General features: G+C 33.2%; 14 protein-coding genes. 8 read left to right on the top strand and 6 right to left on the bottom strand.

The genetic code is table 11. The features are described 5' to 3' along the window. Positions 1 to 715: 715 nt before the first annotated feature. A complete protein-coding gene (locus tag P700755_RS17195) occupies positions 716 to 1924 on the bottom strand; it encodes an acyl-CoA dehydrogenase family protein (RefSeq protein WP_015025889.1) in 1209 nt (402 codons plus the stop codon). A 494-nt stretch (positions 1925 to 2418) separates the two neighbouring features. Next, on the bottom strand, positions 2419 to 2610 hold the full coding sequence (locus tag P700755_RS17190) for a cold-shock protein (protein WP_003438688.1): 192 nt from the start codon (positions 2608 to 2610) through the stop codon (positions 2419 to 2421). A gap of 813 nt (positions 2611 to 3423) precedes the next feature. Between P700755_RS17190 and P700755_RS17185 the strand changes: the two genes are divergently transcribed. From P700755_RS17185 to P700755_RS17165, 6 genes are all read left to right on the top strand, one after another. Then, positions 3424 to 4458: an IS630 family transposase gene (locus P700755_RS17185; protein ID WP_015023751.1), complete on the top strand. Its 1035-nt coding sequence runs from the start codon at positions 3424 to 3426 to the stop codon at positions 4456 to 4458. Between the two features lie 87 nt (positions 4459 to 4545). After that, the gene (locus P700755_RS17180) at positions 4546 to 5415 is read left to right on the top strand and encodes a sensor histidine kinase (protein WP_015025888.1); all 870 of its coding nucleotides are present in this window, start codon (positions 4546 to 4548) and stop codon (positions 5413 to 5415) included. Further along, a complete protein-coding gene (locus tag P700755_RS20175) occupies positions 5396 to 5569 on the top strand; it encodes a response regulator (protein ID WP_157609330.1) in 174 nt (57 codons plus the stop codon). The genes P700755_RS17180 and P700755_RS20175 overlap by 20 nt, the downstream gene beginning before the upstream one ends. Beyond that, positions 5562 to 6095: a LytR/AlgR family response regulator transcription factor gene (locus tag P700755_RS17175; protein ID WP_015025887.1), complete on the top strand. Its 534-nt coding sequence runs from the start codon at positions 5562 to 5564 to the stop codon at positions 6093 to 6095. Before P700755_RS20175 ends, P700755_RS17175 begins: the two co-directional genes overlap by 8 nt. A 324-nt stretch (positions 6096 to 6419) precedes the next feature. After that, a complete protein-coding gene (locus P700755_RS17170) occupies positions 6420 to 6989 on the top strand; it encodes a Crp/Fnr family transcriptional regulator (RefSeq protein WP_015025886.1) in 570 nt (189 codons plus the stop codon). Between the two features lie 67 nt (positions 6990 to 7056). After that, on the top strand, positions 7057 to 7800 hold the full coding sequence (locus tag P700755_RS17165; RefSeq protein ID WP_041758490.1) for an acyl-CoA desaturase: 744 nt from the start codon (positions 7057 to 7059) through the stop codon (positions 7798 to 7800). Positions 7801 to 8457: 657 nt separating this feature from the next. Here P700755_RS17165 and P700755_RS17160 read toward each other — a convergent pair. From P700755_RS17160 to P700755_RS17145, 4 genes are all read right to left on the bottom strand, one after another. Beyond that, a complete protein-coding gene (locus P700755_RS17160) occupies positions 8458 to 8871 on the bottom strand; it encodes a PfkB family carbohydrate kinase (RefSeq protein ID WP_041758489.1) in 414 nt (137 codons plus the stop codon). 330 nt (positions 8872 to 9201) lie between these two features. After that, the gene (locus P700755_RS17155; protein WP_015025884.1) at positions 9202 to 9648 is read right to left on the bottom strand and encodes a KTSC domain-containing protein; all 447 of its coding nucleotides are present in this window, start codon (positions 9646 to 9648) and stop codon (positions 9202 to 9204) included. 254 nt (positions 9649 to 9902) lie between these two features. Beyond that, positions 9903 to 11246, bottom strand: a complete 1344-nt coding sequence (locus P700755_RS17150) for a sensor histidine kinase (protein WP_015025883.1) — start codon at positions 11244 to 11246, stop codon at positions 9903 to 9905. Further along, positions 11236 to 12588, bottom strand: coding sequence for a sigma-54-dependent transcriptional regulator (locus P700755_RS17145; RefSeq protein ID WP_015025882.1), 1353 nt, complete (start codon positions 12586 to 12588; stop codon positions 11236 to 11238). Before P700755_RS17145 ends, P700755_RS17150 begins: the two co-directional genes overlap by 11 nt. A 206-nt stretch (positions 12589 to 12794) precedes the next feature. Between P700755_RS17145 and P700755_RS17140 the strand changes: the two genes are divergently transcribed. After that, positions 12795 to 14045: an efflux RND transporter periplasmic adaptor subunit gene (locus P700755_RS17140; protein ID WP_015025881.1), complete on the top strand. Its 1251-nt coding sequence runs from the start codon at positions 12795 to 12797 to the stop codon at positions 14043 to 14045. Between the two features lie 734 nt (positions 14046 to 14779). Then, on the top strand, positions 14780 to 15457 hold the full coding sequence (locus P700755_RS17135) for an ABC transporter ATP-binding protein (protein ID WP_015025879.1): 678 nt from the start codon (positions 14780 to 14782) through the stop codon (positions 15455 to 15457). Positions 15458 to 15659: the final 202 nt, after the last annotated feature.

The raw sequence follows: 15659 nt of genomic DNA, 5'->3' as shown, positions 1-15659 counted from the left end.
ATTGATTGGTTGTGAAAAGCTTATTTTAAGTTGTTTAGTCTTATCGAATATCCCGACTTTCCCGTCGGGATGTATCGAGATGTTTCTTTTTATATGAAGAGTTCTCGATACTAATTTCACTTATAAAAATGAGTAAAGTAAACTAGCATTGGTTGGTTGTGAAAAGCTCATATTAAGTTGTTTTGTCTCATCGAGTATTCCGACTTTCCCGTCGGGATTTATCGAGATGTTTCTTGTTCTATGAAGAGTTCTCGATACTAATTTCACTCATAGAAATGAGTAAAATAAACTAGCATTGATTGGTTCTGAAAAGCTTATTTTAAGTTGTTTTTTCTTATCGAATATGCCGACTTTCCCGTCGGGATATATCGAGATGTTTCTTGTTCTATGAAGAGTTATCAATACTAATTTCACTCAAAGAAATGAGTAAAATAAACTAGAATTGATTGGTTGTGAAAATTTCATATTAAGTTGTTTTATTTCATCGAGTATTCCGACTTTTCCGTCGGGATGTATCGAGATGTTTCTTGTTCTATGAAGAGTTCTCGATACTAATTTCACTGATAGAAATGAATAAAATAAACTAGAATTGGTGAGGTGTGAAAAGCTTATATTAAATTGTTTTGTCTAATCGAGTATTCCGACTTTCACATCGGCATGTATCGAGATGTTTCTTGTTATATAAAGAGTTCTCGGTACGACTTCAGCAATTTTCTTAGTTTTTTATTGTTTTTTTCTTAGTGGCCTTCATTTGCTGAAACAGGTCTTTAAATAAACCGCGAGCGATCAATAATTTCATAATCTCATTGGTTCCAGCATAAATTCTAGCGACCCTATTATCTGCATACATGCGGGCAATTGGATAATCCCATATATACCCATAACCTCCAAATAACTGTAGGCATTCATCTACGACTTTGCCGTGCATTTCTGTTGCTGAATACTTTGCCATGGAAGCACTTTCAGCAGTAAGCTTATGCTTTGATACCAATAGTGTACACCGATCTAAAAACGCTTGATGCACTTGTAATTGTGTAGTACATTCTGCCAGTTTAAATTGTGTGTTTTGGAATCCGGCAATAGGTTGTTTAAAAGCAGTTCTTGTAGATGTATATGCCAACGTTTTTTCTATGGCTCCCTCTGCCCCACCAATAGCATTGAGCGCTACAGTTAACCGTTCTCTAGCCAATTCTGTCATCATAATTTTAAATCCTAAGCCTTCTTCTCCCAATAAATTTTCCTTGGGAACTTTTACATTATCAAAAAATAATTCACAAGTATCTTGGGCTTTCATTCCTATTTTCTTAAAGGGAGTTCCTTTTTCAAACCCTTTAAAGCTGCTTTCCATGATTAGTAAAGACACTCCTTCTTCCCCTGTTCCCATTTTGGTTTTTACAGCGACTATAGACATGTCGCTCATATAACCATTGGTAATAAATGTTTTCTGTCCATTAACCAAATAGTGGTCTCCTTTATCCACCGCATTTGTTTTAATAGCTTGAAGATCACTACCGCAGTTTGGCTCGGTCATACCTATGGATGTAATCATTTTTCCAGCAGCCATAAGATGTAGGTATTTTTGCTTCTGAGCTTCGGTACCGTATTTTAAAAGATAAGGTGCAACAATGTCTGAATGTAATGAAAAACCAGGTCCACTTATGCCTTCTTTTGCCAATTCTTCAATAAATAAGGCGCTAAAGCTAAAATCTAAACCACTTCCTCCATAATGTTCAGGCACATCGATACACAGCAAACCCAATTCTCCAGCACGTTCCCAGATGTCTCGGCTAACCATTCCCTTTTCTTCCCATTCTTCTGTATGATCCATAATTTCATTGCTAATGAAATCCTGAATCATTTTTTGCATCATTTTATGTTCTTCTGATGCATATATTTCGCGTTCTAATAAAATATTTTTTAACATATAAACCAGTTTATAATTCTTAAAAACATACTGAGTCCTTCAACATCCCTAAGTTAGAGAAAAACAAACGAATTTCTTGACCTATTTTACAATGACCTTTCCTTAGGTTCTTTCTTGGGTTCTTTCAAGGTTTAGTAAACAGAAGATAATTAAGGAGAGTAAGTTTAGAATAAATTCTCCGATTTATGATTTTTAATATGAAGTCGTTTATGAGTATAGGCCAGCTTATTTCTAAGCTTTTAGATAGTTAATTGAACTATTTTCTAGATATGACTGCCTTAAGATTCATATTATCATAGCTGGAATGACTTACCAATAAAAGTAATCAGCGACTAGCTAATTTTGGTAATCGCGTGTTAAGGCTAAATTTAAATAGAAAACTTTTGGAGAAGATATTTGCTACTGGTAAAAACCATGTTCAAAAGATGAATTGTAGCAAAATAAGAAGCCCCATCAAGTTTGATAGGGCTTCTTTAGAAAAATATGGATAGATATTAGAGAACTCTTACGTTTACTGCATTTAACCCTTTGTTTCCTTCTTGTAAATCAAATTCAACTTCGTCACCTTCTCTAATCTCATCGATTAATCCAGAAGCGTGAACGAAATGATCTTTATCAACACCTTCTTCTGTGATGAATCCAAACCCTTTAGTGTCATTGAAAAATTTAACTGTTCCTTTGTTCATTTTAATGTAATTTATTGATTATAATAAGTGACAAATATATTTAATAAAATTGGAATAAAAAAATTATAATGAAATTATAGAAAAAATATTTTACCCCTTTACTTATCAACCCCAAAATAAGACCTAAACCAATTTTACTTTACCGTAACTAAAATTAATTTGAATATAATTAAACCAAAAAATAAGGCAAATAATTACTCACTCTAAGGAAAATACTAAAACTAAAACTAAAACTGTTGAAAATTTAATATCGAACTAAGATGAGTATTGAGTTGTGCGTAATGAGTAGTGTCTATTTTCTTTTTCTACTTTCACATAGTAGTTACTACTCTTCCCTTAATTTATAAAAAAAATGCGCGTTGGTGATGATTTTGAAGGGGTTGGTTCATTAAACTTTAATAGTGTAAATGGCTAGGCTAAATTGCTGCTATAAGAATCACTTATACCAAATTAGACCTATAATGACGCAATAAATCGTTTCTTTTTAGCCTGCTTTTCATCAAAAATAATTACCGTAGCTAAGGCTATGCTAGTTATTTTTGATTTCAATCAATCAAAAAATAATTCAATTTATTCATACGGCATTATAAATATAATTTGGTTTTAATTATAAAAAAGATGAAAATTAAGAAAACACACATTCGATATTTTTAATTGCAGCTCAAGTACTCATTTGGATTAGAAACATTTAGACTATGACCTAAAACAGACAATTAGCTGAAAGTTTATCAGATGGAATCCCATCACATCCTACGTTATTAACTTCGAATCAATAGTTCTTTATTTATAGTTAAATATTTCGTATATTTATAGATGGAAAAAATAGACTTAAGGAGTGTTTCTGATCAGGAAAGAGGTATAATTCGAAGGGATGCTGTAAAAATGATAAAACGTGGAGATAAAAAAAAAGACATAGCTCTGTTTTACGGTGTTCATGTAAATACTGTTAGAGATTGGTGGAAGCTTTACAATAAAGAAGGTCATAAATCTTTGTCATATCAAAAACGAGGAGTCAAATCAGAAGATCGAAAACTACTCAATAAAGATCAAGAAGCTGCAATCCAAAAAATGATTATTGATGTAATGCCCGATCAACTAAAGTTAGATTATGCTTTGTGGACTACAAGGGCAGTAAGGGATTTGATAGCAAGAGAGTTTAGTATTACAATCGGAAGAAGAGCTGTCGGTAATTATCTCAACGCTTGGGGATTCACGCCTCAAAAGCCAAAAAAGAGAGCTTATGAACAATGTTCCAAAAAAGTTCAAAAATGGTTAGACGAAGAATATCCAGCAATAAAAGAGAAGGCAAAACAAGAGAAGGCAACTATTCATTGGGGGGATGAAACGGGTGTAAAAAACAATAATCATCATGGACGTTCCTATGCTCCAAAAGGAAAAACTCCTGTTAAAAAACATATGTCGAAGCGGTTTTCAATCAACATGATTTCTACAGTTACAAATCAGGGTTTAATTCAGTTTATGATATATAAAGAAAATATGAACTCAGATGTATTTATTCAATTTTTAGAACAGCTCATCAAATCGCAAGAAACCAAAGTATTCTTAATCCTTGATAATTTACGAGTCCATCATAGTAAAGTTGTAAAGAAATGGGCGGAAGAAAATGGCGAAACCATAGAACTATTTTACCTGCCATCATACTCACCTGAGCGAAACCCAGATGAATATCTGAATTGCGATTTAAAGTATGGACTCTCGGATAAACCGGCACCAAAAACACAAGAAAAAATGAAAGAAAATTTAGAGAATCATATGAAAATGCTTCAAAATGATAGCGAAAGGGTAGCAAAATATTTTAAACATGAGAGCATCAAATATGCTGCATAAAATTAAAGATCTTTAAGTGCGAGGTTAATATATGTCTTATGGATTTGCTTTCCTTTTATACTTTTAATCAATTTAAACTGGTATTTTTTGGCACCGCGTTACTTAAAAAAAGGCAGTTTTGTAAAACAGGGTTTGTACATTCTGGGAACCCTCTTAGTCTGTGCATTTATATTTTCTCTCAATTCGAATATTAATGAGGGAAACCAATTGCAACTGATGACTACAGAACCAGAAAAGTCATTTTTTATTCCGAGTTATCTTATTCATGTCTATCTATTTTTCATAACCTATTTAGTTTCTATGCCTTTTTACTTATCACTCGGATGGTTTGAGCAACAAAGTAAGATCGATAAACTTGAAAGTGAGACCCTTAGAACTGAACTCGACAGTTTAAAAAATCAAATTAATCCACACTTTTTTTTCAATACGCTGAATAACCTGTATTCCCTTAGTCTTAGTAATTCTGAAAAAGCGCCCAAAGCAATACTAAAACTCTCTGAATTGATGCGATATGTCATTTATGATCCGAGTAAACCCTATGTAACCATACAAGAAGAGATGGACTATTTGGATAACTATTTTGAAATTCAAAAAATACGTTTAAGCAACAAAACAGAAATTCAATTTGAATCTAAAATAGACGAACTTTCTTATCCAGTACTTCCTTTACTTTTCATCAATTTGCTAGAGAATGCTTTTAAACATGGCGCAGAATCCATGATTAAAGGAGGTTATATTCATTGTTCATTGCAGCTTCAGAAAGGTAAACTCCAATTTCATGTGAAAAATAAATATGAAAATAATAAACAAAAACAAGAAGAAAAAGGATTAATAAATTTAAAACGAAGACTAAATTTAGCTTATTCTGAGGTCCATAGTTTGACTATTAAAGATGAAAATGGCATATGCGATGTTTCACTCACAATTGACAAAATAGATGAAGTATCTCATAGTTGATGATGAACCCCTATCACATGATGTCATTATTAATTATGCGAGGGCATTTGATTTTTTGGAACTGGCTCACCAATCTTATAACGCCATTGATGCAATGGAGTGGCTGAAAAAAAATACTACCGACCTAATTTTTTCTAGATATCAATATGCCTAAAATCACAGGTATCTCTATGCTCAAGATGTTGAAAAATAAGCCACAAGTGATTATTTATTCTGCCTATGAGAAATATGCCCTAGAAAGCTATGAATTGGATGTTGCCGACTACTTGTTAAAACCCTACAGCTTGGATCGATTTTATAGTGCGATACAACGCTTAAAAAAGAAACAGCTCAGTAAGAAAAAAGAAGATAAAAAAGCAAACACTTTTTTTACTAAAGCTGACAAAAAGCACAATCAATTGAGGTTTGATGAGGTTGATTACGTGGAAGGTTATGGGCAGTATTGTAAGATTCACTATCAGGGAAAGATAATCTTAACCTTGGAGCGCTTGTCTTCTATTGAAGAGTTGCTTCCCTTTGATGATTTTTTGCGAGTACATAAATCTTATAGTGTGTCGGTATCTAAAATCCGTTCTGTAATTGGAAACCTAATTGAATTGGCTAATGCAAAGGTTCCTATTGGTCAATCCTATCGAAAGTCTTTTAAGGAATTGATGAAGCTCAAGTCATACGTTCAATAGGATTCAGTCTTTTCTGATGCACTTTCGTTTTCTATAGTATTCAGTTTACGCAAATAATTGCATTAATTTATAAGTTTTACACAAAGAATGCTATGTCATTTGCAAACGTTGAAAAGTATACATAAGGAATTATCAATTTGCGCTTTTTTTGTATTTTTTTCTTGGTTTGCCTGATATAAGTCAAAAATTTTAAACCACTTAATCTAACTGATTAGTTACAAGTTTAGATAGACAAGTATTAACGAATAAGTAAATTAACAACTCCCCTTATTTGATACGCTCATAATTTTTACCTTTGAGTATTAACTTACTTAAATAAAAAAGTTGCAACAAATCAAAGCATTCTTGGATAAAATAGTTCCCATATCCGACTTAGATTGGGACTTCTTTACGTCAAAATTACAACCTCGTGTTTTCCCTAAGAAATCCGTTTTTTTAAAAGCAGGAGATATAGAAAACCACATTTCCTTTATAGAATCCGGTGCTGTTCGTTTGTACATTCCTAAGGAAGACCCAGATAAAGAGATCACCTTTGGTTTTAGTTTTAAAGATGAGTTTGTGAGTGCTTATGATTCTTTCTTAACCCGAACTCCTTCAGCTTATCAATTACAAGCCTTGACAGGTACAAGGATGTTGAGTATTACGTATGCCGATTTACAGTTGGTTTACAAAAAAACACAATTAGGTAATTTGATTGGAAGATTAACGGCTGAACGCCTTTATTTGATAAAATCCAAACGCGAACAGAACTTACTAAATCTCACTGCAGAAGAACGCTATTTAAATCTATTTAAAGAACGTCCAAAACTTTTAAAAGAAATTCCCTTAAAATATATCAGCTCTTATATTGGGGTGACTTCACAGGCTTTAAGCAGAATTAGAAAACGTTTATAAGTCTCATTTTATTGATTTGGGTTCATTGTTTCCCAGCTTACATCAAGGTATCTTTGTAAAAAAAGCTATGTTGATAATTTTATTCGTTGCAATACTGTGGTATGGGGGCTTGTTCTTTCAATCCTTCTTTTTGCACCGTTACGCAGCACACCAAGTCTTTACGATGTCTAAAACAATGGAACGCATCACCTTTGTGCTGACCTGGATTTTTCAAGGTCCAAGTTACTTAAGTGCTTATGGTTATGGTATCATGCACCGCATGCACCATGCTTACACCGATACTGAAAAAGACCCCCACTCCCCGTCTCATGATGCGAATTTATTTGCGATGATGTGGAAAACAAAAACGATTTATCAAGATATCAATCAACAGCGTATTAAAGTAGATCAAAAATTTACAAAAAATGTTCCCCAATGGAAAGAATTCGATCTCTTTGCAAGTTCTAGAATCTCTCGTATATTGTGGGTGTCTGCTTATATTTTGTTTTTCTCTTTCTTCGCCACCACTTGGTGGGAATGGTTATTATTGCCTGTCACCCTTGCAATGGCACCTATACATGGAGTCATAATCAATTGGTTTGGTCATATTTTTGGGTATGTGAATTACAAGGTGAAAAATACGAGTAAAAATCTCTTCCCATTTGATTTTTTAATGATGGGCGAAGGCTATCATAACAATCACCATAAACACTCAAGTAGTCCTAATTTTGGTGTGAAATGGCATGAAATTGATATGACTTATTTGATCATAAGAGTCTTAGATACATTAGGGTTTATTAAACTGAAGCCCATCCCAGTGAGGAGTTCATAAATAATCAAAAACTCAAGCTTCCCTCCTACACTTCAGCAATACTAAGTGTAGGTTTTTTGATTAAAATAAAGACATATTAACGGGTTATGTAACTTTTCAACCTAAATTAAGTAGTTTAATTTGGAGTCAAAGAAATCAATAGTCTATGCTTCTGGTCCATTAACTTTAATACCTTATTGATGTTGTCTTGACTTACCAAATTATTATGCTTTTAGTCCTCATTTAAGCCACACCCCAAATAAGGAAGCAATAAGGAATTCTTCGCAAGAAAGTTGTTGTTGTTGTATAACGTACACCATTATCATGCTGTTTCCAGAGCCTAGTCTGCTTTTCACTTTAAGATGCTGGGTTTCTAAAAAAGATAATTTCGAAAAATGCTAAAAAACCCCAAGCAAATTCATTATAAACAAGAATAAGTTTTGCTTCTTTTGAATTTATCACTTCCATAGCAAAATCTTTCAGCTCATATTTAGATGAAAATTCTAAACCAGCGAGCTTTGCTAATTCTTTTTGATTAGGTTTTATTCAACAGAGATTTTCCTTTTCTTTTTCTATCAAATCCTGACTTGACGTATCAATAATGATTTTTACGTTTTTACCGTCAAGCATTTTTAATAAGGTTGCATATAAGTTTGAAGGTGTTTTTTCGGATAAACTTCAACTTAATACCAAAATAGAATTGTCCTTTACTTCTTTAGTAAGTTCAGTTTTTATTAATTCTATCTCACTAGTATTTAAATCATTCCCAGGCATTCCAAAACGATATTGTAACTCTGTTTTGGTATCAACAATAGATAGGTTTTCTCTTGTCCATGAATTAATAGCAATGGATTTTATATCGATGTTTTCTTTCACCAAAAGATTTTTAAGATATAATCCTGTATCACCACCTGAGGTGAATATGCACTTGTTTTTAACTTGAAGTGTATTTAGTACTATAGAAATATTGACCCCTCCTCCACCAGCTTGATGGTGAATGGAATGGCATTTAAGCTTTTGCTCTGGTACAAATTGATCCACTTTTGCACTTTTATCTAAAGCAGGATTTAGAGTTAAGGTGGTTATATCCATCGGTTTAGAATTATTTTATTTTCTAAGTATTAATTTGTGAGCTTAAACATTCAATTTACGCATACAAATCTAAATTAGTTAAAAAACCCTTGTTATACCAATTTAATTGTAAACAAGAAAAAAAAACGGGATACAGAAATAATCAAAGACGATTCTCGTTAAGCAACTTCATAAGAAAGAACTTAAGAAAAAAAGTCTCAGATACTTTAAGTGTAAACTCAGTTGAGTTAAGAACCTGAAATTAAAGGGCTTACCTTCCATACTTCAGCTATGCTAAGTGCAGGATCGTCAGGTAAGCTCAGTGCAATCTATGTAAGGCTAGTTGATCGTCTAAACAGCTTCTTGCTCACGTTTAGACATTCTGAACGTGTAATTAGGATAAATGGAACGTTTAGCAAAACGATTAACTTTATTGCTATTTATCATTTTAATATAGATCGGTTTAGTCACACCAAAATACTCGTAAGTGGTACCATCCATAAACGTGATTTCTAACACCATACTCTTATGCTGAAAGTCGGCAATACCTGTGTTGACAGTTTGGGTGAATTGATCTGCATTGGCCTCAATAGTTTCAGGGGCAATACTGACTAAAAAATGATAACCATCAATAATTCTTCGGCTTTGGATCTCTGCTTCTTCTTGTAAAGCATCTCCCGCTTGGAATTTATCTGGATGCCATTCTTTTACCAAATTGCGATAGGCCTTTTTTAAAGACTTTAACTCAATCTTAGTCTCAACTCCAAAGAGCTTTTTATTCTCACTTATACGCTTCATTACTCATCTTATTTAAGTCTGCAAAATTACGTGTTAATAACATATGAATTACATCAAGTTTAAACTAATATTAGAAGTGTTTAAAACAGTGATTTGATGGCAATTTTGCTTTCTGCATATTCAACACCACTCACCTATTCTCGATACTTTAGAACTTAAAGTTCATAAATTTGGAATACACTCTAGTTTTGATTTTTATAAAATTTTAGACAATCCATTTGGCTTTAAAAGCTTAAATAAATCAGATTTATTTTTTAAAAGACCAAACTAAATACAGAACCTTCCCCTTCTATACTTTTTACAATGATCCTACCTTTATGTAGCAGCATGATTTGCTTACAGAGGCTTAAGCCAATTCCGCTTCCTGTGGCTTTACTAGTAAAGAAAGGTATAAAGATATTTTCTAAAATATCTTTTGGAATTCCAGAGCCATTATCAATGACTTTTAGAACAATTGCTCTATTCGTGTTTTGAGATGCAAATACTTTAATCTTTGCATCGTCTTTATTTTTGCAAGCGTCAACAGCATTCAAGATCAGGTTAATTAAAACTTGTTCAATAAGATGCGCATCTATATCCAATTCTAATTTTGAAGATGTGATCTTGAATTCTATTCCAATATGCTTAGCTTCTAGAGAAGGCTGCATAAGTAATTGAATGTTATTGAATAATTCAGAAACCCTAGTCCTTTGCAAATTAAGGTGAGTGACTTTGCTAAGACTGCGGTAGGTTTTTGCAAATTTTAAAAGGCCTTCACTTCGGTTTTTAATAGTTTTTATACCAGCACTGAGATCATCCAATTCTAAATGCGATTCTTTGGGTTTTTCAATAGCAACTTTTAAGTTCATTTGTAAGGTGTCTGCTAATGATGAAATTGGTGTAATGGAATTCATAATTTCGTGCGTCATTACACTCAATAATTTTTTCCACGATTCCGATTCATTTTTATTTAAAGTATCGTCAATATTCTGAATTACGATGAGTTTAAACGCATCAGCTTCCACTTGAAAAACAGTATCAGAAATTAAAATTTTTATGTTATCATTTTGTAAGGCTATGGAAAGTGAATCTGGTTCTCTGTGGTAAGTTTCAAAAATGGTAGTAAACAATTCTGGTTTTCTATTTTCAACAAATCGAATATTTTTAAAAGAGGGCATGTCTAATATTTCGCCAAAGGAATCGTTGCTCCAAAGCACATCACCAGATTCAAGATTATAAGCGATAATACCAATATCTACCATTTCTAAAATCTTTTGTAGATAGACGTATTGTGCTTGATTTTGAGAATTAATTTCTTTAATGGTTCTATTAATTTCATTGAACCCCGTATATAAAAACCGAATGTCTTTTGGTCCTCTATCCTCAGGAAACCATCTAGAAAAGTCACGATATTTAACAGCTTCAAAAAAATCGTCCATGGCTAAAAAACGGCGTTTTACGAAGGTGTACGTATTAATAATTAAATAAAATAAACCGATGCTTATCAAAATACTGTAAGCCGTTTTATCTATGTAGATGCTATACCCAAAGGCGAGTATGGTACAAACCAGAAGTAGGATTCTGAAAAATAGTTTTAAAATGTAAGCGTTATAGTTCATACTTCTCTAGTCGTCTGTATAAGGCTGCTCTGGTAATGCCAAGTTCTTTAGCAGATTTAGAAACATTTCCTTTGTGTTTCTCTAATACGGTTAGAATAGCATTTTTTTCCAAATCGTCTAGGTTTAAGCTTTTACTTTCTAGACTCGGTGTGGTTATAGGTCGCTCTATAGATGAAAATACCAAATCTTCCGCTTTTAAAAGGTGTCCATCAGTCATAATAATAGCACGCTCTAAAACATATTGAAGCTCCCTTACATTCCCAGGAAAGTCGTGTTTTTTCAATTTTGAAATAAATCCAGCATCAAAAGAAAATGGATTCTTGTTATATTTTTCAGCATATATGGAAATAAAATGACGCGACAATTCCATTATATCTGTACCTCGATCTCTTAAAGGTGGAACTACAATATCAACCGTATTGATTCTATAAATTAAATCTTTTCTGAATTTGCTTTCGTCAGCTAGTAATTTTGGATCACTATTGGTGGCACAGATCAATCTGATATCCAGGGGAATGGCTTCATTTGATCCTAAAGGAGTCACCTGTCTATTTTGAAGTACTGTTAAAAGCTTTGCTTGCTGACTTAAACTGATATTTCCTATTTCATCTAAAAATAAAGTGCCGCCGTTTGCTGCTTCAAAGCGACCTTTTCTATCTTCTCTGGCGTCTGTAAACGCTCCTTTTTTGTAACCAAATAATTCACTTTCAAAAAGAGATGCAGTTAAGGCACCTACATCAACTTTAATAAAAGCTTTGTCTCGTCTATGAGAATTATCGTGTAAAGCTCTAGTAATTAAATCTTTACCCGTACCATTTTCTCCAAGGACTAATACATTGGCATCTGTTGGAGCTACTTTTCTTAATTTGACATAGACGTCCTTCATAAGGATGCTATCACCAATAATTTCTACAGTGCTTGATTTAAGTTGACTCTTTTGAGTGCTTTTAGACTTCTTATGATTAAGAATTGTAGTTATAGTCTCAATGATCTTTTCATTCTTCCAAGGCTTCATTAAAAAGTCTGCAGCTCCCTCCTTTAATCCTCTTATGGCTAAATCAATTTCAGCATAGGCCGTCATTAAAATAACAGACGTTTCAGGTTTTTGTTTTCTGATTTCATTCAGCCAAAAAATACCTTCATTACCCGTATTTACTAACCCATTAAAATTCATGTCCAATATGATAATATCATAACTGACTTTATCAATTTGAGATAAAATATTATTAGGGTTCTTTTCGATAACCACCTCTTTTACGAAAGGCTTTAGAAGCAATCGCATTGCCATAAGCACATCGGCATCATCGTCTATGACTAGTATTTTTGAATTTTTTAAAACCATTATGACAATATTACGAATTTATATCTAGCTAATTAAACTTCAAAAACTAAAAGTCCAATAGGATTTGATAGTGTTCGTTTTCGGACATAACCTGTATCAAAATCGAACATATTTAGTTTCGCTTTAAATTTTAAATACTGATATACAGTGATTTATAGCTTTGGCATCATCTTCACTACTTATATAATTGAATTAAAAATTTAAAAATGGACGTACCTCTTAAAAAGAAAAAATTTTCAAACCAAAAGCTCGGGCTTATAGGTGGTGTTTTGGCCATCATCGCTTTAATACTATATGTGATTCTTCAAACTTCTGGAGGTTCCAAATTAAATGTAGAGACAGAACGGATTTCTATTCATACAGTGAATAAAGCTATTTTTCAAGAAAACATTCCTGTTAATGGTATTGTCTTGCCCATTACAACTATTTATTTGGATGCTCTAGAAGGTGGACGTGTAGAAGAGAAATTTGTAGAAGACGGTGCGATTTTAGAACAAGGGCAACCCATCTTAAGATTATCTAATACCGATTTGGAGTTAAGCTTGATCAATCAAGAAACATCGGTTTATAATTTATTAACGCAAATGCAGATTTCCCAGAATGCAGCGCGTCAAAACACCATTAATAGACAAAATCAATTTACGGATGTAGAAAACAGTTTAATTGAAGCAAAACGCGTCTATAATTTAAACAAACGTTTATACGATAATGGTGCTATTGGTAGAATGGATTACGAATCGTCTCACAATAATTTTGAATACCAAAAAGAACGTATGAAACTGGCTAAGCGTGTTTTATCTGAGGATACAATTTCTACGCAAGTCGAAAACAACCAAGCAAAAAACTCTTATATCAGAACACAAAGTGCGTTAGAATTAATGCGCAAAAAAGTAGGTGATTTAGTGGTCCGTGCTCCTATTGATGGTCAGTTGACATCGCTTGATGCAGAAATAGGCCAGTCTATAACTAAAGGCACTCGGCTTGGACAAGTAGATGTAACCATTGGATACAAAGTAAGAGTGGATATAGATGAACATTATATCTCTAGAATTTACAATGGCCAAACCGGAACATTCACATTGAATAATAAGAACTACACGTTAACCATTAAAAAAGTTTTTACTCAGGTTACCAATGGTCGTTTTCAGGTCGATATGAAGTTTGAAGGAGATGTACCAAAAGGTATTAGAAGAGGACAGAATCTACAGATTCGGGTAGCATTGAGCGCGGAGAAAGAAGCTTTGCTCGTTTCTAAAGGCGGATTCTTTCAAAAAACAGGAGGCAATTGGATTTTTAAAATTAGTGAAGAGGGGTCTACTGCTTACAAAGTTAATATTAGACTAGGAAGCCAGAATACAGAATATTATGAGGTGCTTGAAGGTTTAAATCCTGGAGATAAAGTGGTGACTTCAAGTTATGATTCCTTTGGAGATACAGAGGAGTTGATTTTGAAATAGAGTTTTTTAGAAGTGAGAAAATAGTGGTGAGAATATTGAATATCGAATATCGAATACAGAAGTTGGAATAAAGAAATGAGTGGTGAGAATGTTGAATATCGAATATTGAATACAGAAGTTAGAATAAAGAAATGAGGGGTGAGAATGTTGAATACAGAAGTTGGAATAAAGAAATGAGTGGTGAGTGGTGAGAATATCGAATATTGAATATCGAATACAGAAGTTAGAATAAAGAAATGAGGGGTGAGAATATTGAATACAGAAGTTGGAATAAAGAAATGAGTGGTGAGAATATCGAATATTGAATACAGAAGTTGGAATAAAGAAATGAGTGGTGAGTGGTGAGTGGTGAGTGGTGAGAATATCGAATACAGAAGTTGGAATAAAGAAATGAGTGGTGAGAATGTTGAATATCGAATACAGAAGTTAGAATAAAGAAATGAGGGGTGAGAATATCGAATACAGAAGTTGGAATAAAGAAATGAGTGGTGAGAATGTTGAATATCGGATATTGAATACAGAAGTTGGAACAAAGAAATGAGTGGTGAGTGGTGAGAATGTTGAATATCGAATATTGAATACAGAAGTTGGAACAAAGAAATGAGTGGTGAGTGGTGAGTGGTGAGTGGTGAGAAAAATACAATTACAGAATAAAGTAAATGCAAAATTGAATACTAATTATAATAAAAATTAACAGATTCTTGCTTTCGCTGGGATCATAAAAAAAGAAGTAAATGATACAAATTAAAGATTTAGAAAAGTATTATAAAACGGAAGAAGTGCAAACAATAGCTCTAAACAAATTGTCTTTTGGAGTGAAAGAAGGTGAGTTTGTAGCCATTATGGGACCTTCTGGTTGCGGTAAATCAACACTACTAAACATTCTTGGACTATTAGATGATCCCAATAGCGGAAGCTTTTTATTTAATGGTGTGGAAGTAGCCGGTTACAATGAACGCAAACGTTCTGAATTACGAAAGCACAATATCGGTTTTGTCTTTCAGAGTTTTAACCTCATCGATGAACTTACGGTTTTTGAAAATGTGGAATTGCCCTTGATTTATACCGGTGTAAAAACAGCTGAACGCAAAAAACAAGTGGAAGCGGTTTTAGAAAAAATGGGAATTATGCACCGTCGCAATCACTTTCCACAGCAATTATCTGGTGGTCAACAACAACGTGTTGCTGTGGCCCGAGCTGTAGTCAATAACCCGAAATTAATTTTGGCAGATGAACCAACAGGTAACTTAGATAGCACCAATGGGAACGAAGTCATGGACTTACTGATAGACCTCAACGAAGCTGGCACGACCATTATTATGGTAACACACAGTGAACACGATGCCAAATACAGTCACCGCATCATTAGAATGCTGGACGGACAGAAAGTGACAGAGAATATTTTGGCATAAGATGAAATCGAAATTGAACATGAGTTTTAAAAAAGGAACAAAAACAAACAGGAAATTAAAATAATTAACGTGGAACTGAAAATTGCATCGTTTAAATGATCAATGAACCAAGACCTTTCAGGTTTTGAAAACCTAAAAGGTCTGTTAAAACGCAGATAACATAATTGAAGTTGAAAATTAAAATAAAAAACGAACAAGAAAT

The sequence above is a fragment of the Psychroflexus torquis ATCC 700755 genome (assembly GCF_000153485.2).
Taxonomy (GTDB): Bacteria; Bacteroidota; Bacteroidia; order Flavobacteriales; family Flavobacteriaceae; genus Psychroflexus; species Psychroflexus torquis.
This window is presented reverse-complemented; position numbering and strand designations above follow the sequence as displayed.